The organism is Yersinia bercovieri ATCC 43970, assembly GCF_013282745.1.
Classification (GTDB): domain Bacteria; phylum Pseudomonadota; class Gammaproteobacteria; order Enterobacterales; family Enterobacteriaceae; genus Yersinia; species Yersinia bercovieri.
The window spans coordinates 1,603,235-1,622,129 of sequence record NZ_CP054044.1 but is presented as its reverse complement, the minus strand read 5'-3'; the positions used below and the strand labels follow the sequence as shown (position 1 = coordinate 1,622,129).

Genomic DNA, 18,895 nt, shown 5'->3' with positions numbered 1-18,895 from the left:
CGGTTTTAATAGTTGGCTGTCTAGTGCTTTTTTAGAAGAAATGGCCTGTTTGCTTACGCTTTGCTCAGTCTGCCACAAAAGTCAGCCATTGGTAGCCCTCACCTCACCTTGTTCGCTGGTTTTATAGGCGTTCCGTTTCGACCAGCATCGGTTTATGCATTCTCAGGCCGAAATAGCCTGCGGTCACTAATCCTAAGAAAATCGCCCCGGCTAATAGAGATAAACGTGTCTCTGGGTTAATCCCCATCCCCACCAGCACACAAATCAAAAAGGCGATTGTGAGGTAGTTGACGTAGGGGAACATGATCGATTTAAACGGATGCTGTTTCAATGCCTCTTTATGTAGCTGCCGGAAACGTAGTTGGCTCACCAGTACCACAAACCACGGCACCATGCCCGGTAAGACGCTGGCACTGTATACGTACACAAATACCTGCTGCGGATTTGGAATGATGTAATTGAGGCTAGATCCCACCAGCAGACACAAAATCGTGACGGCAATGCAGTTAACCGGAACACCATTGGCGGAGAGTTTCGTCAGGCAAGCGGGTAACTGCCGGTTTTTTGCCAGGGCATACAACATGCGGCCGCCACTGTACATGCCGCTGTTACAGCCGGACAGCGCGGCGGTCAGCACCACGAAGTTGATAATCCCGGCGGCGGCGGTGATCCCTATCTTGGCGAAGGTCAGCACAAAGGGGCTACCTTCGGTGCCGATGCCGTTCCACGGGAAGATGGTGACAATGACAAATATCGCGCCGACATAGAAAATTAGAATGCGCCACAAGATATTATTGATGGCACGCTTTAAGGTGACTTGCGGGTTTCTGGCTTCGCCGGCGGTAATGCCGACCAATTCAACGCCCTGATAGGATGCCACCACAATACAGAGCGCGAACATGAATCCTTTCCAGCCGCCCGCAAAGAAGCCACCGTGAGCGGTCAGGTTATCAAAACCAATCGGCTGGCCGTGATTGCCAAAACCAAAGAAGATGACCCCTAGCCCCACCAGAATCATCACAATGATGGTGGTGACTTTGATCATCGCAAACCAGAACTCTAACTCGCCATATAATCTGACGGCCGCCAGATTAGCCAGTGCCACGATGGCGACCCCGGCGATAGCAGGCAACCATTGGGGTATTTCTGGGAACCAAAACTGAACGTAGACGCCAATGGCGGTAATTTCGGATATCCCCACCGCTATCCACATAAACCAGTAGCCCCAGGCGGTCAGATAGCCAAAATAGGGGCTGAGATATTTATGTGCGTATACGGCAAAGGAGCCAGCCACCGGCTCCAGATAGAGCATTTCGCCCATTGCGCGCATGATGAAGAACACAAATAAGCCGGCAATCATGTAAGCCAGCAATACCGACGGCCCGGCCCATTTCAATGTGCTGGCTGAACCCATAAACAACCCGACACCAATAGTGCCACCTAGCGCTATCAACTCGATATGCCGAGCTTCCAGCCCACGGTGTAATCCTTTTTTCTCTTCGTTGTCTGCCATATTTCCCTCTGTAAACCAACTGGTGTGTGTCTGCTCCGGATCCCCGGTTGTTGTAGTTATAAAAAATAAAATACGCGACTGAATAAGGTATTCAGCCTAATTATTAATAACGACAGGTTAAAGACATAATGAAAAAACCAGTGACTGCAAAACTCTAACCGGGCCGTATCGTTTCGTATCTGCGGCAGATTAGCAAACAGGAAACTAAAACTTTATGGAATAAAAATAATTAAATTGGTTCCAGAATGGAATTACAGAGGAGTGGTATTAGCGGAGGAAATAAGTGGAATCGTTATCATAGCAGGGCCTTCGGTGGCCCTGCTTAGCTCAAAATATTACAAGCGGCCACTGTAATAGTAGCCCACAAACTTAAGCAGTTTGAATTGGCGACGAATGCGGCTGGGCTGTGCCAGTAGGCGATAAAGCCACTCCAGCCCCAGATTCTGCCAGATCTTCGGCGCACGTTTGACGTGACCCGTAAAGACATCGTAAGTCCCGCCAACGCCCATATAGAGCGCGTCAGGATAGAACTTACGGCAATCGCGCATAAACATCTCTTGCTTAGGTGACCCCATGGCAACCGTGACAATCGCCGCGCCACTGGCCGCAATACGGGCAAACAGTGCCTCACGCTGTTCTGGCGTGAAATAGCCATCCTGGCTCCCCACCAAATTCACACTCCACTGCGCACGCAACTTAGCTTCCGTTTCAGCCAGAATTTCCGGCTTGCCACCGACTAAAAAGACCGGCGTCCCTTGCTGGCCTGCACGTTGCATCAAGGCTTCCCACAGATCCGCCCCTGCAACCCGCGAGAGCTGCGCCTGTGGGTATTTACGGCGAATAGCCCGCACCATGCTGATACCATCGGCATACAGGTATTCAGCCTCATTAATCAGTTCACGCAGTGCAGCGTCATCTTCGGCTTTCAGCAGTTTCTCTGCGTTCATGGCCACTAGCGTGCCGGTTTTTACCGGGCCACTGCTTAGCAGATGATCCAGTGTCTGAGCCATGTCACGAAAGCCCCAGATCTCGAAACCACGGACATTATATTTTGGAATGTCAGTTTGTTGGGTTGGAATAGCAGTATTCGGTTCCATTACAATCCTTACAGTTGATTGCCCGCTTCAGGCATGGACAGGCGCTTGGATCTGTTAACACGACGCTGAACCCGCTGCGTTATCAAACCCGCCGTATCGAACAACCAGTACAACAATTTTGCCAGTACCAGACAGGCACCAAAAATCACGCAGAAAAACACCACGCGCGAGACAAAGGAGTCTAACCCTTCGCGGGCCAAGACGATGATGTTAAATATCGCACCAAAACAGAAGCTTTGCAGAATGGCCGCTTTGTAGCGGTTTTTTTCCGCTTTACCCTGTTCGTACAGCCAGTCGAACCACTTAATGATTAACCCGACCACAATGGCACCCAGCGGGATAAACAGTACCCCGCCCATCACCACCAAAGAGCCGATCAGGGTGGGGGAGATTGCCAGCCCTGAGTGGTTATCCAGCACATCCCAGGTAAAGTAGTTGGCGGTATTTAGCACCAGGTCTGGGCGCTCCGGCCACAGGAGGCTGGGGATAAACACATAGAAATCACGGATTATCGGCGCTAAGCCCTGGAAATCTATTTTGTCGTAGTTCTGTAGCAGCAACCCGAGGTTTTCCCACGGCGAGAAGGTATCCCGTGTCAGGTAGAGGAAAGTGTAAAATGCCTCGGCCCCATTAACATCCAGCCCATAGCGTTTCAACGCCAGCCAGAACATTCCCACAATGCCAAAGACCCCCGCTGCCGCCAGCATCCACAGGGTTATCCAGCCGCGGACAATGCCGATAAACAGGAATAGTGAGAATGCGATAATAATGTTAGCCCGCGTCCCGCCGACGATAACATAGGTCAGGATGCCAAAGGCCACGGTGCTCGCAAGGAAGAAGAACCAGGCACGCATGTCTTGTTTCAGGAAGTAGACCACCAGCATAGCTGGGATAAAGAAGTAGAAAAAGCGCTTCAACGCGACGCCCGAAACATCACTGGAGAAGATTTTACTGTAGGAGTCCAGCTTAAACAGCAGGAAACCATTCTGCATAAAGAAGATGCCCACGGTGCCGATGGCTACCAGCGCCAGCAGCATCCAGGTCAGATTGGTCTCCACCCGATTCATGGTAAAAATCGGGGTGCGCGGCTGAGTGCGCGGCTTGGTCAGCCGTGTTTTGTAGCTCACATAGTAAATGGCATAAAACGCCGTGGCGGAGAGCATGGCATATAGCAAGTACTCAACCGGCACGACTGCCACCCCAAACTGGAACACCAGCATACAGGTCAGCGGGAAGCCAAAATAGAAAGTGAGCAGGTAGAGCATGGAGAACAGCACGTTGAAGTTAAAGCGGACGCGCCGAAACTCCTGATACGTCAAGATCAGGATAAAAATGACCGCGATCAGGTAGACACCGAACAGACCGCCAAATTGCCCCAGTGTCATGGGTGTTCTCCTGCGGCCAGTGCCAGCGCTTGCTGCCAGCCCTCAATGTAGTTGGGGTTAAAGAACGCAATTGCGTGCTTATCCAGCCCGGCTAATTGGCGCTGTGCCTCGCGAATCAATGGTTCATCCAGTGAGTCGCCATAGAAAAGCACCGGAATATGCTGTTCGGCCAAATCTTGCCAGAAGGGGTTTTTACGGCTCAGGACAAAAGGCACGCCAAATTGCGTCAACAAACACAGGGTGCCAATGCCTTGCTGACGGTTGAAAATAAAGTAGCCCAAATCGCATTCGCGCAGGATATTCAGATAGTCATCAAAGGGGATCTGATCCGTCAGGATGCGCAGATTTTCTGCTGCGAACAGTGCCAGTCCCGCCTGCCTGACCTGCTCGATATACAGCTCATTATTCGCCGGATAACCCATTGGCAGAATCACTCTGGCATCCGGGCCAAACTGCTGATGAATCGCTTTCAGCGCTTCAATATGGCGGTTAGTGGTATCACCGGAGTTCCCCACTAAAATTGTCATTGGCCCCGCCAATGGCTTCTCCACGTTGATAGCGGTTAATGCCGGATCCATGCGCGTCGGGAAGTAGAGTAGTGACGCAGGCACCCGAGGATGGCGCTGCTGGAAATAGATTAAGTCGCCACGGGTCGCAAAGACATGACCCACTCGCCCTTGAGCAAGGCGGCGCAGCAGGTAAAACAGACGAAATTTCCAGCTTTTGGCGTCTTCATATAAATCAGCGCCCCAGACATGCCAATAGACCTGCCGTGGTTTGATTTTGCCACTCAATAGCGCCAGCCACAGGGTGGCATTAAACTGACCGTGCCAGAAGAAGCGCGTGCTGCGATCCGCCTGTGCGCGGGCGATGACCGCCTCAGCCAAAGCTTTTTTATTTCCGTGCGTTTCAATATCCAACTGCGTGAATAGTGAAAAAGCTGCCGTCTCTTTTGCCGCCACCATAAAGTGCCGCACCTGCTCTGTGGGCGCGCGAGTTGCTAGCACATCATTAAAGAAGCGCAGCACAGTCAGATTATGGTGCGGGATATCAGATCCCAGTACATGAATCAGGGTTGTCATTTTTTTCTGCTGTAAAGAGTGTTTACGGTGATGAATGTCTACGATACATAATGAATACGCAGCTACAGAGCGCGAAATAGACAATATAAGTCGCCATATAGGCTTGTGCCGCGCCCAATGAGCCATTCATTGGGATTAACCAATGGGCAAACCCGGTCAACAGTAAGAACTGGCTCACTTCCGTCAAAATGTAAAAGCGCAGCGAGGCTTTGGCAATAACCAGATAGCCAAACACGTACGACCCCACTTTCAACACATCCCCCACCAGTTGCCAGGCAAAGAGGTCGCGCATCGCCGTGAACTGATGTGAGAACAACAGCCAGATAGCAAAGTCACGTAACAGCCAGACCAGTAGACTGGCGGTCGCCACTGCCGGTAAGACAAATTTCAGTGAGCGCAGAATCTCGCGGGAAATATCCGCTTTCGCTTTGAGTCGCGACAGTGTTGGCAGCAAATAGACGGTAAATGACGCTGTAATAAATTGTAGATAAGCATCGGAAATACTGCTCACCCCTTGCCAGATCCCCACTGCATCCCAGCCATATTGGTCAGCCAGCAAGTTTCGCATCATCACGTAGGCTACCGGCAAGGTCACTGAGGTAATCAGCGCCATGATAGTAAATTTGCCTAAATGGCTCGCTAACGCTTTATCCCAACTCAGCTTAAGATAGCTCAGCGGAATGGTTTTACGGCGAATCAACATGGCTGCCGCAGGGATAACCACCAGCGCAGGGACTAATGCCAAGCCCACTAATGCGCCGGGATAGCCGCCAATGCGAAAGCAAATATAGTACGCCAACACCCCAATCAGGCTGCCGCCAATCACCGCTAACGCATTGCCCATCGCATCGCGATAGCCTTTGAGGATCGCCAAAAACAGGTTGGCGTAGGCAATCCCCATCTGGATAAGTGCTACCGCGCGCACCACATTTTGGTAATCGCTATGACCAAATAACGCAATACTGACAGGTTTCGCGGCCAGCAGGAAAATCAGTGCCAGCAGCGTCGAGAACCCCAGCACAATGGCGGATGAGGTGCCCAGAACCGCACGTAGGCGTTCAGGTTGCTGATGATATTCAGCAACATATTTGGTAATTCCGTTAAAGATACCCGCGCCGGAGAGCACGCCTAATACCGTAATTAGCTGGCGGAAATTCCCCGCCTGCCCAACACCACTGGGGCCAAAGGTCACCGCCAGCAGTTTAACCACTAATAGCCCTACGCCAATCTTAATCAGCGTAGAGCCAGCAGTCCAAATCGATGCTTTTGCCAGAGACATATCAGGCGAAGTAACTCAGAACAGTATTAATGACCGTTTTCTGATTGATATCCGTCAGGTTATAGAAGATTGGCAGGCGAACCAGGCGCTCACTCTCTTGGGTGGTAAAGCGATCTTCACCCGCCATACGGCCAAACTCCTCACCCGCCGGACAAGCATGCAGTGGGATGTAGTGGAAGACCGCCATAATTCCGGCTTCTTTTAGGAAGCTGATAAATTTAGAGCGATCGTCGATGTCGCGCAGTTTGATGTAAAACATGTGCGCATTTTGTTCCATATCGGCGGGGATCACCGGCAAATCAATGCGCCCCGCATCAGCCAGCGGCTTGAAAGCATGGTAATAGCTATGCCACAGCGCCAGACGGCGTTCGTTAATTTGTTGCGCCGCTTCCAATTGGCCCCACAGGTAAGCGGCCTGTAAATCAGACATCAAATAGCTGGAGCCAATATCACGCCAGGTATATTTATCTACCTGACCCCGGAAGAACTGGCTGCGGTTGGTGCCTTTTTCGCGGATAACTTCTGCACGATCAATCAGTGATGGGTCGTTGATCAGTGTCGCGCCGCCTTCACCGCCTGCGGTGTAGTTCTTGGTTTCATGGAAGCTGAAACAGCCAATATGTCCAATAGTGCCCAGCGCTTTGCCTTTGTAAGTCGACATCACACCTTGAGCGGCATCTTCGACCACAAACAGATTATGCTTTTTCGCCAGCGCCATAATGGTATCCATCTCACAGGCAACACCCGCGTAATGCACTGGTACGATCACTTTAGTTTTATCGGTAATCGCCGCTTCAATCTTGGTTTCATCGATATTCATGGTATCTGGACGGATATCAACAAACACCATTTTCGCCCCACGCAGCACAAAGGCATTGGCGGTCGAAACGAAAGTGAAGCTTGGCATGATGATCTCATCGCCGGGCTTGATATCCAGCAATAAGGCGGCCATCTCCAGCGAGGCGGTGCAAGAAGGTGTCAGTAAAACTTTCGGGCAAGCAAAATGCTGCTCCATCCACTGCTGACAGCGGTGGGTAAATCCACCATCACCACATAATTTGCCACTGGCCATCGCGGCCTGCATATAACCCAGTTCAGTACCCACTACCGGTGGAGCGTTAAATGGAATCATTTTATCCCCTGCATAACCAATACGCGGTGCTCTCAATCGAAGCACCACTGCGAATATAAAGACGCAAAGCAGCAATATTGCTCATCTGCGTGGCCACCCGTAACCGCGGTAACCCGTGACTATGGCACCACTGCTTTGCCGCCAACATTAATGATGTGCCGATACCTTTACCCTGCGAATCAGGGAATACCCCTAACAGGCCGATACGTGCGCTGCCATCTTGCAGATCCCGTAACGTCACAAACCCCGCCGGCTGCCCTAACGAATTCATCACCAATAAGCATTGATGGTCGAAGGTGCCCAATACCGCCTTTTCAGCCCACAATGCATAAAACCGCCCGCTGTCTTGTGGGTCATACCAAGGTGCGCGAAAGCGGCTTAATGCAAAAGTGCTGGCGGCGACACTGCGCAACAGCGGAATATCCGCAGCAGTGGCGACCCTAGGTTTACCCTCTGCCTCAGATGAAGCATTTTCCGTGCCAATCCCAGTGTTGATATCCACGGCCAGTGACAGATCGACCTCCCCCTCAACTAATTTGAAGCCGAGTTGACCAAGGGAATCAATGAGATCAAGGCGATGGGTGGGCACTTTAGCTTGGGTAAGGGTATAAGCCTCCAACTCAGCCGGATTAAGTTGCGGGGCTGAGTCGGAAAAAATCAGTTTTGCACTGTGGCGCTGGAAAAATTCACTCTCCCAGGCCAGTGGCTCAATACTGGCGTGGACGGGCATGTAACAGATCCAACAAATATTTGCCGTAACCCGTTTTGGCTAGCGCGGTTGCTGCGCGTCTTACGCCGTCATCATCCAGCCAACCATTGCGCCATGAGATCTCCTCCAGACAGGCGATTTTGAAACCTTGCCGTTTTTCAACGGTTTGCACAAAGGTGCTGGCTTCAATCAAACTGTCATGGGTGCCGGTGTCCAACCAGGCGAAACCACGGCCTAGCAGCTCCACCGTTAGCTCACCGCGCTCCAGATACATCTGGTTGATGCTGGTAATTTCCAGCTCACCACGGGAGGAGGGCTTCACCTGCTTGGCGAAATCAACCACCTGATTATCATAGAAATATAGCCCAGTTACCGCCCAATTAGATTTTGGTTGGCTCGGCTTCTCTTCGATAGATAGAGCGCGGAAGTTGTCATCAAACTCCACCACACCAAAACGTTCTGGGTCCATAACCTGATAGCCGAACACCGTCGCTCCGTGCTCACGGGCCGCCACGGCTTTCAGTTTCGGGCTAAAGCCTTGACCAAAATAGATATTATCGCCCAGCACCAAGCAGCAAGGCTCATTACCGATAAACTCTTCGCCGATAATAAATGCCTGTGCCAACCCATCTGGGCTTGGTTGTGCAGCATAACTCAGATTAATACCAAACTCGTCGCCATTACCCAGCAAGCGCTGGAACGACGGCAGATCTTCTGGCGTAGAGATGATCAGGACATCACGGATACCGGCCAGCATCAGCACTGACAACGGATAATAGATCATCGGCTTATCATAAACCGGAAGCAGTTGCTTAGAGACGCCACGGGTGATGGGGTGCAATCGGGTGCCTGAGCCACCAGCGAGAATTATGCCTTTCATACGATCTCCTGAAACATACCATCTGCTGAAACCATCAGGCAGACGTTATACATAGGCAAAACATCATGCAAATAATTGAATGACGTCATCCCAATGATAAATAGACTCGAATTTACCCTAAGTCACCCAGGCGCTCACCGGCGTAGGAGCCATCCTGAACACGACGCCACCAAGACTCATTGTTCAAATACCACAATACGGTTTTGCGGATACCACTTTCGAAGGTCTCCTGTGGCCGCCAGCCCAGCTCTCGCTCAATCTTACCTGCATCAATGGCATAGCGCATATCGTGGCCCGGCCTATCTTTGACGAAGGTTATCAAGTCACGGTAGTGAGCAATACCCGCAGGTTTTGCTGGCACCAGTTCGTCCAGCAGTGCGCAAATGGTCTCAACCACTTCAATATTTCTGCGTTCGTTATGACCGCCGATATTGTAAGTTTCACCCACCACACCTTCTGTCACGACCTGATACAGCGCCCGCGCGTGGTCTTCGACATACAGCCAGTCACGGACTTGCGCGCCATTGCCATACACCGGTAGCGGTTTGCCTGCCAGCGCATTCAAAATCACCAGCGGGATCAATTTCTCAGGGAAATGATATGGGCCGTAGTTATTTGAACAGTTGGTCACCAGCGTCGGTAAACCATAGGTTCGTAACCAGGCGCGGACTAAATGGTCGCTGGATGCCTTAGATGCCGAATAGGGACTGCTTGGCGCATAGGGGGTAGTTTCGGTAAACAGATCGTCGGTGCCATGCAGATCGCCATACACTTCATCCGTTGAGATGTGGTGGAAACGAAATGCCAGTTTGGCCTCAGCACTGAGTTGCTGCCAGTAGTGACGCGCCGCCTCTAACAGGGTGTAAGTGCCCACCACGTTAGTTTCGATAAAGGCCGCCGGCCCATCAATGGAGCGGTCAACATGGCTTTCAGCCGCCAGATGCATCACTACATCCGGCTGATACTGGGCAAAAACGCGGTCTAACTCAGCGCGATCACAAATATCGACCTGCTCAAAGGCATAGCGCTCACTTTTTGCGACCACCGCCAGTGACTCCAGATTACCGGCGTAGGTGAGTTTATCCACCACCACCACGCTATCTGAAGTGCCATCGATAATATGTCTTACCACCGCAGAGCCGATAAAACCGGCCCCGCCTGTGACTAGAATACGTCTCAACGCCATACTCCTTTGGTGTCCACAATCCACGTTTGCTTCACATCTTCAGGTTTGATCGCCTTGAACTGGCTGTGATCAACTAACATCACCAGCACATCAGCCTGCTGCAATGCCGTGGCGGTATCTTTCAGGGTCACGTGGCCAACCAGTGATTTGGGCAGTTGCTCAACATTGGGTTCAACCACCAATGTTTCGCCAGAGTGCCATTCAGCGATTAAATGGGCAATTTCAACCGCTGGGCTTTCGCGCAGATCGTCGATATTTGGCTTAAAGGCCAAACCAAAGCAGGCAATTTTCACTTCAGACGCACGTTTGTCCGTCGCGGCCAGACAATCTGCAACAGCGGCTTTCACGCGGTCAACCACCCACAGCGGTTTGCCATCATTCACCAGACGTGCGGTGTGAATCAGGCGCGCCAACTCTGGATTCTGAGAAACGATAAACCATGGGTCAACCGCGATACAGTGACCACCAACGCCCGGCCCGGGTTGCAGGATATTGACGCGCGGATGACGATTCGCCAGACGAATCAGCTCCCACACATTGATGCCCTGCGCGTCACAAATCAGTGACAGCTCATTAGCAAAAGCGATGTTAACGTCGCGGAAGCTGTTTTCAGTCAGCTTGCACATTTCAGCGGTGCGGGAGTTGGTCACCACACATTCGCCTTCCAAAAAGATTTTGTACAACTCACTGGCGCGAGCTGAACATTTTGGCGTCATACCGCCAATCACACGGTCGTTCTGAATCAGCTCAACCATCACCTGACCCGGCAACACGCGCTCCGGGCAGTAGGCAACATTAATGTCGGCCTCTTCACCGGCGTTTTGTGGGAAGCTCAAATCTGGGCGGGCTTCAGCCAGCCATTGGGCCATTTGTTCTGTAGCGCCCACTGGTGATGTGGATTCCAGAATGACCAGGTCACCCTTTTTCAGTACCGGTGCGATAGATTTAGCGGCAGATTCAACATAAACCATATCTGGGTCATGATCGCCTTTAAAAGGTGTCGGCACGGCAATAAGAAACGCATCTGCGGCCAGTGGCTTGGTCACCGCCTGAAGGTAGCCCCCTTCAACCGCAATTTTCACCACTTTGTCTAAATCGGGTTCGACAATATGGATCGCACCGCGATTGATGGTTTCAACAGCATGGGCGTTGACATCAACACCAATCACTCTCTTCTTGCGCGAGGCGAAAGCCGCAGCGGTTGGCAGACCAATATACCCAAGACCGATAACAGAAATAGTTTCAAAACTCATAGCGTCACCTGATGATTCTTTAAAGCTTCAAGGATGCGTTGACAGGCATGCCCGTCACCGTAAGGATTATGTGCCCGGGTCATCTGATGATAGGCAGACTCATCAGTCAGCAAGCGGGTCACTGCATCGACTATCTTATTAATATTAGTGCCCACCAACAGAACCGTACCGGAATCTACCGCTTCCGGACGTTCGGTGGTATCCCGCATAACCAATACCGGCTTACCTAATGAAGGTGCCTCTTCCTGAATACCGCCAGAATCTGTCAAGATCAGGTAGGCATGATTCATCAGGTAAACGAATGGCAGGTAATCTTGCGGGTCGATCAGAATGATATTATCAATCCCTTTCAGGATGCGGTTGACCGGCTCACTGACGTTAGGGTTGAGATGCACCGGATAAACCACCTGCACTTCCGGGTGTTTACGGGCAATTTCCGCTAGCGCGCTGCAAATCCGCTCAAAACCACCACCAAAACTCTCGCGGCGATGACCTGTGACCAGAATCATCTTTTTACTGGTATCGAGGAATGGGTAACGTTGCGCCAGGCTGGCCCGTAGTTCTGGATTATTCATCACCCGATCACGGACCCAGAACAGCGCGTCGATCACTGTATTGCCGGTCACGAAAATGCGGCTCTCTGGTACCATTTCACGTAACAGATTTTGCCGCGAATTCTCCGTCGGCGCAAAATGGTACATGGCAAGGTGGCCCGTCAGTTGACGGTTGGCCTCTTCCGGCCACGGAGAGTAGAGATTTCCAGTGCGCAAACCCGCTTCGACATGGCCGACAGGAATGCGATGATAAAACGCAGCGAGACTGGTCGACAGTGTCGTGGTGGTATCACCATGAACTAAGATCACATCTGGCTTAAACTCAGCCAGCACCGGCTTTAAGCCCTCCAAAATGCGGCAGGTTATTTCCGTCAATCCCTGTCCCGGCTTCATGATATTCAAATCATAGTCCGGCTGAATCTCGAATAAACGCAGCACCTGATCCAACATCTCACGATGCTGAGCCGTCACGCAAACTCGCGATTCAAAGGCTTCGTCCTGAGCCAAAGCATGCACCAGAGGAGCCATTTTAATGGCTTCAGGCCGGGTGCCAAAAACAGTCAACACTTTCACAGTGAATCTCTTTAAGGTCAGTTAGCCGCAGACAACGCCTGCAAGTTGGACGCACAATGCGCCCATTAACGATTTATACGCTTCTTACCTGACGTCGCAATATGACTTTTTTTGTCAGTCTGCGACGCCAATTTATTAGGGTCTAAACAACTTATTTAGCATCTAAGCCACTTATTTAGAATCTAAGCCACAGAGCCAATTACGGTTGTGTGCTGGTGCGACGAACCAATACCACACCGGCCCCGACCAATGCCCCAATCGCGCCCCACATAATCAGCAGGAACACACGGCGCGGACTATCACGAGTCACCGGATCTTCCGGGGTACGTAAGTAGCGGTAAGTTTGGAATGTTTTATCCAGTGTTGGCCCCACATTCAATGTGGCCAGCATGGCGCGGTTCTGATCGTAATCAATATCAAAACTAGGGCCGGTCGCCTCTAATGTCTCCAGGCGAGCTTCGAGCATGGGCTTGCCTAACATAAACATTTTGGAGTCTGGCAACTGCTCAGCGGGGGTATCCGTTTGATTACGGTTAATCCCTTGCTGGCTGGCGACTTTCAATGCTTGTTTCACCGCAGCAACTTCACGATCAAACACCGCTTGTGCCACCGCCTCCTGCCGTTTGACTTGTGCTTTCATTGATTGAGTACGAACAGCCCATGCCCCCTCAATCTCGTCATTCAAATGGCGGGCCGCACGTTGGCTGGCAAAATCAATGTAACTGCGAAGTAATTTATTGGAATCTGTCGCGGTTTCTGCCGTTAGCTTAATGCTGTCGTTAAGCATTTTTTTATCATCACGGGGAGTGAAAACAATATTATTCACCAGCTCATCCAGTAATGCCGCGTCTGCTTTGGCATCACCTTCTAACCGCTGCTTGTAGTAATCACTTTGCAGCCAGAAGTCACGACGGGTGTCGTAGGCCGCTAACTGGGTGATAAACTCGCTGTAGGCCTCATCAGAAATCCCCGGCTGCTCACTGGCAACACCGCTATTAATCCGGGTATCCAGGTTACGCAAAAATTGCTGCTGAGAATAAAAACCGCCCAGATTATTGACTGTTGGTCTGTCAGTAATGGCCGTAGCACTCCACTGCTGTTTCACCAGATAGGAGACACCCACCGCAAGTGCAGCGAAAAGAATGGCCATACCGATAATCCACACCTTGCCACGCCAAAGCGTACGGCACAGGCTACGGATATCTAATTCGTTATCCACAGTAGGCTCATTATGGGTAGATCCTGTTTTATCCGACGACATAGATTCTGATTTCATCACTGCCTAAAAGCCTCTGATTAAGATTCATGCTTATTTTGCGATGCACGACGCATCCGGCGCTTCATACGCTTGATAAAACGCGCCACTCGCCATGCCCGTTTGATGCAGTAGCCGTACAACAGAAATGCAAGCAAGAATAATGCCAACATAACCCATTCAGGGATAAATGTTAGCCGTTCGCCGATAACACCTATCGCCGCTAATAGCGCCGCAGCCAGAGTGATTAAGACAAAAGCCTGCCGCGAGGTAAAACCCGCACGCATAATTAAGTGATGGATATGCTGACGGTCTGGGGAGAATGGGCTCATCCCTTTACGTAAGCGCCGATACATGATGGCTATCATATCCATCAATGGGATGGCGATAATCCATAATGCAGTAACCGGATTAATCGGGTGTGAGTTCCCTTGTGTCGTTTGCAGCAGCATCCAAATCGCCGTGAAACCAATCAAGGTGCTACCAGCATCGCCCATAAAGACTTTATAGCGACGCCCTAACAGCCCGAGGTTAAGCAAAATATATGGCAAGATCGCGGCAATCATGGCGAAACACCATAACGCCAATGCCATCTGTCCGCTTTGATAGAGCAAAATACCCATCGCGCCGAAAGAGACACAGGAGAGGCCGCCGAGCAAGCCATCGATGCCATCCACCATATTGAAAGCATTGATTGCCGCCCATACTGCAAACAGCGTCACGACATAGCCGAAAGGCCCTAATACCATCTCCCATGGGCCAAAAGTGTGCCCCAGGCTGCGTAAATAAAGCCCGCCGATCGCCATCATGGCAATGCCAACCAGTGCCTGAACAAAGGCTCGGATTTTTACGCTGATATCAAACCGATCATCTAGCGCGCCGATGAATACCAATAAGCCGGCGCAGCCAAGATATAAACGGAAATGGGGGATCTGCTGATTGGTGATCAGAAAAGTAAAGCAAATACCCGCAAACACAGATATTCCACCCACTAATGGGATTAACCCTTGGTGGCGTTTACGATAATTAGGTTTATCGACTAATCCAATTCTCTTGGCAACCTTGCGAGCAACAAATAAAAATGCCAGAGAAAACAGGAAGATAACAAATATTTCAGTACTCATAGTGAGTAAGTTCACGTTTAACCGCTCTCTGCAAATAGATACAACAGCTTAGCATGTAGGTTGGCGCAAACCATGCCTTAGCCACGCTTTCAGTTATTTCTGAATATGATGACAGCCTTGCTTGTTATTCCCAACTCTATTTTTGGTATTTTCTCGCTGGTAGTGAGAATAAATACCAAAATAACCGTTAGTTCGATCTTGCGATCGACTCAATGAATAGCAAACCCGAGTATCCTATATTCCAAAAGCAAAAAACGCCACGACTGAGCGTGGCGTTTTGACTAATTCCGATAAACTTACGAACGTCTCATATTATCGAAAAACTGATCGTTAGTTTTTGCTGTTGCCAGCTTGCTGATGAGGAACTCCATCGCATCGATTTCACCCATTGGATGAAGGATTCGGCGCAAGATCCACATTTTTTGCAGCTCTTCAGTGGTTGTCAACAGCTCTTCTTTACGTGTACCAGAGCGGTTGAAATCAATGGCTGGGAAGACACGTTTTTCCGCAATTTTGCGGGACAGGTGCAATTCCATGTTGCCGGTACCTTTGAACTCTTCATAGATAACTTCATCCATTTTAGAGCCGGTATCAACCAACGCGGTAGCAATGATGGTCAGGCTTCCGCCCTCTTCAACATTACGTGCAGCACCAAAGAAACGTTTTGGACGATGTAAGGCATTCGCGTCCACACCCCCGGTCAGTACTTTGCCTGAAGCAGGTACGACGGTGTTATAGGCGCGAGCTAAACGGGTAATGGAGTCCAGCAGAATGATAACGTCTTTTTTGTGCTCAACCAGACGTTTTGCTTTTTCAATTACCATTTCAGCGACTTGAACGTGACGGGATGCCGGTTCATCAAAGGTAGAAGCAATGACTTCGCCTTTAACCAGACGTTGCATCTCGGTCACTTCTTCCGGACGCTCGTCAATCAGCAATACCATCAATACGCAATCAGGGTGGTTGTAAGCGATGCTGGTCGCAATATTCTGCAACAGCATGGTTTTACCCGCTTTAGGCGGTGCCACAATCAGACCACGTTGACCGCGACCGATTGGCGATGCCAAATCCAGTACACGGGCAGTTAAATCCTCCGTCGAACCATTACCACGTTCCATGCGCAGACGAGAGTTGGCATGTAATGGGGTTAAGTTTTCGAACAGAATTTTGTTACGGGCGTTTTCCGGTTTGTCATAGTTAACTTCGTTAACTTTCAACAATGCAAAATAACGCTCACCCTCTTTAGGCGGACGAATCTTACCGGCAACGGTATCACCAGTACGGAGGTTGAAACGGCGAATTTGGCTTGGGGATACATAGATGTCGTCGGGACCGGCGAGGTAGGAGCTGTCTGCAGAGCGGAGGAAACCAAATCCATCCTGCAATATCTCCAACACACCGTCACCGAAGATATCTTCTCCACTTTTCGCGTGCTGCTTAAGAATAGAGAAAATAATATCTTGTTTACGCATCCGGGCCAGGTTTTCCAGCCCCATATTTTCGCCAAGTGTTATCAGATCAGAAACCGGCGTGTTCTTTAATTCGGTAAGATTCATAATGGTGGGTTCTTAAACTCGGGGTATGTCTCGAACTATGGTCGTGAATGGTATGGCAGCGTCATCCGTGCCTGTTTAATGGGCATTCAATCACCGGCCTTAGGCAAACTACGTAAGTCATCACTTACGCGAGATTTGCGCGACACTACGGTAAAAAGATTGAAGGTGCCTTCGACTGATTTTGTAAAGCCGTTAGACTGTCAAAAAACTGATTGAGTTCATAATCATTCTCAACACACATTATTTCGACATAGAGTAAAACTTTAGATTTAAACTTTTTAGATGCTACAGACTATTTATTAGATACTAAAGAATAAGCTAGATGCTACAAACCTGGACTCTGTACACAGGAATGTTTTATGCGCAGTAGAGTAAACTTAACACGCTTCTTTGCAGGCGTCTAGCGGTCAATGTGAGAAATCACCGCCACCACTAAACTCGCCGGAGTCCTTGACGCCACAGTGAGGTTAGCAGCGCTCAATCACCCGAATCACTGACCTGAGTCAGCTCATCGGGCTTTGTTCGTTTGCAGCCTTGCTACAACGCCAATGACTTGGGTTGTACAGGCGGCTAATTACAGATTTGCATCCAAGAATGCTTTTAACTGGCCTTTAGACAATGCACCCACCTTGGTGGCAACCACTTCACCATCACGGAACAACAACAATGTTGGGATACCACGAATACCATATTTAGGTGCCGTGCCCTGATTGTCATCAATATTCAGTTTAGTGATGGTTAGTCTGCCTTCGTACTCTTCAGCAATTTCATCCAAAATCGGAGCAATCATCTTGCACGGACCACACCATTCAGCCCAGAAATCGACCAGAACCAGGCCGCTGGCTTTTAGCACGTCAGTGTCGAAGCTTTCGTCACTCAGGTGAATAATTTTATCGCTCATGTTCTACTCCAAAGGATTGTGTCTACCTCGTTGGTGTAGCATTAACCAACAATAGGATTGACTTTATTTCACCGGATACGCTTTCGTAAAGCAATAGTTAGCTGATATTCTACCACACTATGAGCAAAACACACTTGACCGAACAGAAGTTTTCCGACTTCGCCCTGCACCCGCTAGTTATTCAAGCCCTTGAAAACAAAGGGTTTGAGTATTGCACGCCGATCCAGGCGCTAGCATTGCCACTCACTCTCTCCGGGCGTGATGTAGCGGGTCAGGCGCAAACAGGAACCGGCAAGACGCTGGCTTTCTTAGCGTCTACTTTCCATTATTTGCTTTCTAACCCCGCACAAGAGGGTCGCCAGACTAATCAACCACGCGCTTTGATTATGGCACCAACGCGTGAATTGGCTGTGCAAATTCACTCCGATGCAGAATCACTTTCCCAGATAACCGGGCTGAAATTAGGGCTGGCTTATGGTGGTGATGGCTACGACAAACAGCTTAAAGTGCTGGAGAGTGGCGTTGATATTCTGATCGGGACAACTGGCCGTTTAATCGATTACGCTAAACAAAATTATATTAACCTCGGGGCGATTCAGGTTGTGGTCTTGGATGAAGCGGATCGTATGTACGATTTGGGCTTTATCAAAGATATCCGCTGGCTGTTCCGCCGTATGCCTTCCGTTGATAAGCGTTTAAACATGCTGTTCTCTGCCACCCTCTCGTACCGTGTACGTGAATTGGCCTTCGAACAGATGAACAATGCAGAATATGTTGAAGTGGAACCGTTACAAAAAACGGGCCACCGCATTCAGGAAGAGCTGTTCTACCCTTCAAATGAAGAAAAAATGCGTCTGCTTCAGACGTTGATTGAAGAAGAGTGGCCAGACCGCTGCATTATTTTTGCCAATACCAAACATCGTTGCGAAGAGATCTGGGGCCATCTGGCTGCTGACGGCCATCGTGTCGGTTTGCTGACCGGTGATGTCGCTCAGAAAAAACGCCTGCGGATTTTGGAAGATTTCACCAAAGGTGATTTGGATATTCTGGTTGCGACTGACGTTGCCGCTCGTGGTCTACACATTCCACTGGTGACCCATGTCTTCAACTATGACCTGCCCGACGATTGCGAAGACTATGTTCACCGCATTGGTCGTACTGGTCGTGCTGGCGAAAGTGGTCACTCCATCAGCCTGGCATGTGAAGAGTACGCGTTAAACTTACCGGCTATCGAGACTTACACCGGTCATAGCATTCCGGTCAGCAAATATAATAGTGATGCGCTATTAACAGATTTGCCGGCGCCAAAACGTCTGGCCCGTACCCGTACTGGGAATGGCCCACGCCGTAACTCTGCCCCACGTCGTAGTGGTGCACCACGGAATAATAACCGTAAGCGACCGAGCTGATAAAACG

General features: G+C 50.2%; 16 protein-coding genes. 1 reads left to right on the top strand and 15 read right to left on the bottom strand.

Translation table 11 applies throughout. The features are described 5' to 3' along the window. Window positions 1–121 precede the first annotated feature (121 nt). From thrP to trxA, 15 genes are all read right to left on the bottom strand, one after another. Window positions 122–1,513, bottom strand: a complete 1,392-nt coding sequence (gene thrP / locus HRK25_RS07260) for a bifunctional threonine/serine APC transporter ThrP (RefSeq protein ID WP_005275682.1) — start codon at window positions 1,511–1,513, stop codon at window positions 122–124. A 335-nt stretch (window positions 1,514–1,848) separates the two neighbouring features. Then, entirely contained in the window at window positions 1,849–2,610 is a 762-nt protein-coding gene (gene wecG / locus HRK25_RS07255; protein ID WP_005275683.1) for a lipopolysaccharide N-acetylmannosaminouronosyltransferase, read from the bottom strand. Window positions 2,611–2,618: 8 nt separating this feature from the next. After that, complete coding sequence (gene wzyE / locus HRK25_RS07250; RefSeq protein WP_032898177.1) at window positions 2,619–3,995, bottom strand: ECA oligosaccharide polymerase; 1,377 nt, start codon at window positions 3,993–3,995, stop codon at window positions 2,619–2,621. Then, entirely contained in the window at window positions 3,992–5,077 is a 1,086-nt protein-coding gene (locus HRK25_RS07245; RefSeq protein ID WP_005275687.1) for a TDP-N-acetylfucosamine:lipid II N-acetylfucosaminyltransferase, read from the bottom strand. Before HRK25_RS07245 ends, wzyE begins: the two co-directional genes overlap by 4 nt. Before the next feature lie 22 nt (window positions 5,078–5,099). Next, complete coding sequence (gene wzxE / locus HRK25_RS07240) at window positions 5,100–6,356, bottom strand: lipid III flippase WzxE (RefSeq protein WP_005275688.1); 1,257 nt, start codon at window positions 6,354–6,356, stop codon at window positions 5,100–5,102. A gap of 1 nt (window position 6,357) precedes the next feature. Next, window positions 6,358–7,488: a dTDP-4-amino-4,6-dideoxygalactose transaminase gene (gene rffA / locus HRK25_RS07235; protein WP_005275690.1), complete on the bottom strand. Its 1,131-nt coding sequence runs from the start codon at window positions 7,486–7,488 to the stop codon at window positions 6,358–6,360. A 1-nt stretch (window position 7,489) separates the two neighbouring features. Beyond that, window positions 7,490–8,218 (bottom strand): dTDP-4-amino-4,6-dideoxy-D-galactose acyltransferase, encoded by a 729-nt coding sequence (gene rffC / locus HRK25_RS07230; RefSeq protein ID WP_032898178.1) that lies wholly within the window; start codon window positions 8,216–8,218, stop codon window positions 7,490–7,492. Further along, window positions 8,196–9,077: a glucose-1-phosphate thymidylyltransferase RfbA gene (gene rfbA / locus HRK25_RS07225; RefSeq protein WP_005275694.1), complete on the bottom strand. Its 882-nt coding sequence runs from the start codon at window positions 9,075–9,077 to the stop codon at window positions 8,196–8,198. The genes rffC and rfbA overlap by 23 nt, the downstream gene beginning before the upstream one ends. 112 nt (window positions 9,078–9,189) lie before the next feature. Further along, window positions 9,190–10,263 carry a dTDP-glucose 4,6-dehydratase gene (gene rffG / locus HRK25_RS07220; RefSeq protein ID WP_172666429.1) on the bottom strand — a complete coding sequence of 358 codons (1,074 nt, stop codon included), beginning with the start codon at window positions 10,261–10,263 and terminating at the stop codon, window positions 9,190–9,192. After that, complete coding sequence (wecC, locus tag HRK25_RS07215; RefSeq protein WP_032898179.1) at window positions 10,254–11,516, bottom strand: UDP-N-acetyl-D-mannosamine dehydrogenase; 1,263 nt, start codon at window positions 11,514–11,516, stop codon at window positions 10,254–10,256. Before wecC ends, rffG begins: the two co-directional genes overlap by 10 nt. Beyond that, window positions 11,513–12,643 (bottom strand): non-hydrolyzing UDP-N-acetylglucosamine 2-epimerase, encoded by a 1,131-nt coding sequence (gene wecB, locus HRK25_RS07210; protein ID WP_005275700.1) that lies wholly within the window; start codon window positions 12,641–12,643, stop codon window positions 11,513–11,515. Before wecB ends, wecC begins: the two co-directional genes overlap by 4 nt. A 199-nt stretch (window positions 12,644–12,842) precedes the next feature. Next, entirely contained in the window at window positions 12,843–13,919 is a 1,077-nt protein-coding gene (gene wzzE / locus HRK25_RS07205) for an ECA polysaccharide chain length modulation protein (protein WP_071984913.1), read from the bottom strand. 20 nt (window positions 13,920–13,939) lie between these two features. After that, window positions 13,940–15,037 carry a UDP-N-acetylglucosamine--undecaprenyl-phosphate N-acetylglucosaminephosphotransferase gene (gene wecA, locus HRK25_RS07200; protein WP_005275704.1) on the bottom strand — a complete coding sequence of 366 codons (1,098 nt, stop codon included), beginning with the start codon at window positions 15,035–15,037 and terminating at the stop codon, window positions 13,940–13,942. A 281-nt stretch (window positions 15,038–15,318) separates the two neighbouring features. Then, a complete protein-coding gene (gene rho, locus HRK25_RS07195) occupies window positions 15,319–16,578 on the bottom strand; it encodes a transcription termination factor Rho (RefSeq protein WP_004704159.1) in 1,260 nt (419 codons plus the stop codon). A gap of 574 nt (window positions 16,579–17,152) precedes the next feature. After that, on the bottom strand, window positions 17,153–17,479 hold the full coding sequence (gene trxA / locus HRK25_RS07190; protein WP_004877077.1) for a thioredoxin TrxA: 327 nt from the start codon (window positions 17,477–17,479) through the stop codon (window positions 17,153–17,155). 119 nt (window positions 17,480–17,598) lie between these two features. On the opposite strand from trxA, the gene rhlB reads away from it, so the two are divergent. Then, a complete protein-coding gene (gene rhlB, locus HRK25_RS07185) occupies window positions 17,599–18,888 on the top strand; it encodes an ATP-dependent RNA helicase RhlB (RefSeq protein ID WP_005275706.1) in 1,290 nt (429 codons plus the stop codon). Window positions 18,889–18,895 lie beyond the last annotated feature (7 nt).

What these genes read in the sequence shown, in the direction of transcription:
- wzxE (WP_005275688.1), bottom strand. Translation starts at nt 6,356, where the DNA reads ATGTCTCTGGCAAAAGCATCGATTTGGACTGCTGGCTCTACGCTGATT.
- rffA (WP_005275690.1), bottom strand. Translation starts at nt 7,488, where the DNA reads ATGATTCCATTTAACGCTCCACCGGTAGTGGGTACTGAACTGGGTTAT.
- wecC (WP_032898179.1), bottom strand. Translation starts at nt 11,516, where the DNA reads ATGAGTTTTGAAACTATTTCTGTTATCGGTCTTGGGTATATTGGTCTG.
- rffC (WP_032898178.1), bottom strand. Translation starts at nt 8,218, where the DNA reads ATGCCCGTCCACGCCAGTATTGAGCCACTGGCCTGGGAGAGTGAATTT.
- rhlB (WP_005275706.1), top strand. Translation starts at nt 17,599, where the DNA reads ATGAGCAAAACACACTTGACCGAACAGAAGTTTTCCGACTTCGCCCTG.
- HRK25_RS07245 (WP_005275687.1), bottom strand. Translation starts at nt 5,077, where the DNA reads ATGACAACCCTGATTCATGTACTGGGATCTGATATCCCGCACCATAAT.
- rfbA (WP_005275694.1), bottom strand. Translation starts at nt 9,077, where the DNA reads ATGAAAGGCATAATTCTCGCTGGTGGCTCAGGCACCCGATTGCACCCC.
- rffG (WP_172666429.1), bottom strand. Translation starts at nt 10,263, where the DNA reads ATGGCGTTGAGACGTATTCTAGTCACAGGCGGGGCCGGTTTTATCGGC.
- rho (WP_004704159.1), bottom strand. Translation starts at nt 16,578, where the DNA reads ATGAATCTTACCGAATTAAAGAACACGCCGGTTTCTGATCTGATAACA.
- wzyE (WP_032898177.1), bottom strand. Translation starts at nt 3,995, where the DNA reads ATGACACTGGGGCAATTTGGCGGTCTGTTCGGTGTCTACCTGATCGCG.
- trxA (WP_004877077.1), bottom strand. Translation starts at nt 17,479, where the DNA reads ATGAGCGATAAAATTATTCACCTGAGTGACGAAAGCTTCGACACTGAC.
- wzzE (WP_071984913.1), bottom strand. Translation starts at nt 13,919, where the DNA reads ATGAAATCAGAATCTATGTCGTCGGATAAAACAGGATCTACCCATAAT.
- thrP (WP_005275682.1), bottom strand. Translation starts at nt 1,513, where the DNA reads ATGGCAGACAACGAAGAGAAAAAAGGATTACACCGTGGGCTGGAAGCT.
- wecG (WP_005275683.1), bottom strand. Translation starts at nt 2,610, where the DNA reads ATGGAACCGAATACTGCTATTCCAACCCAACAAACTGACATTCCAAAA.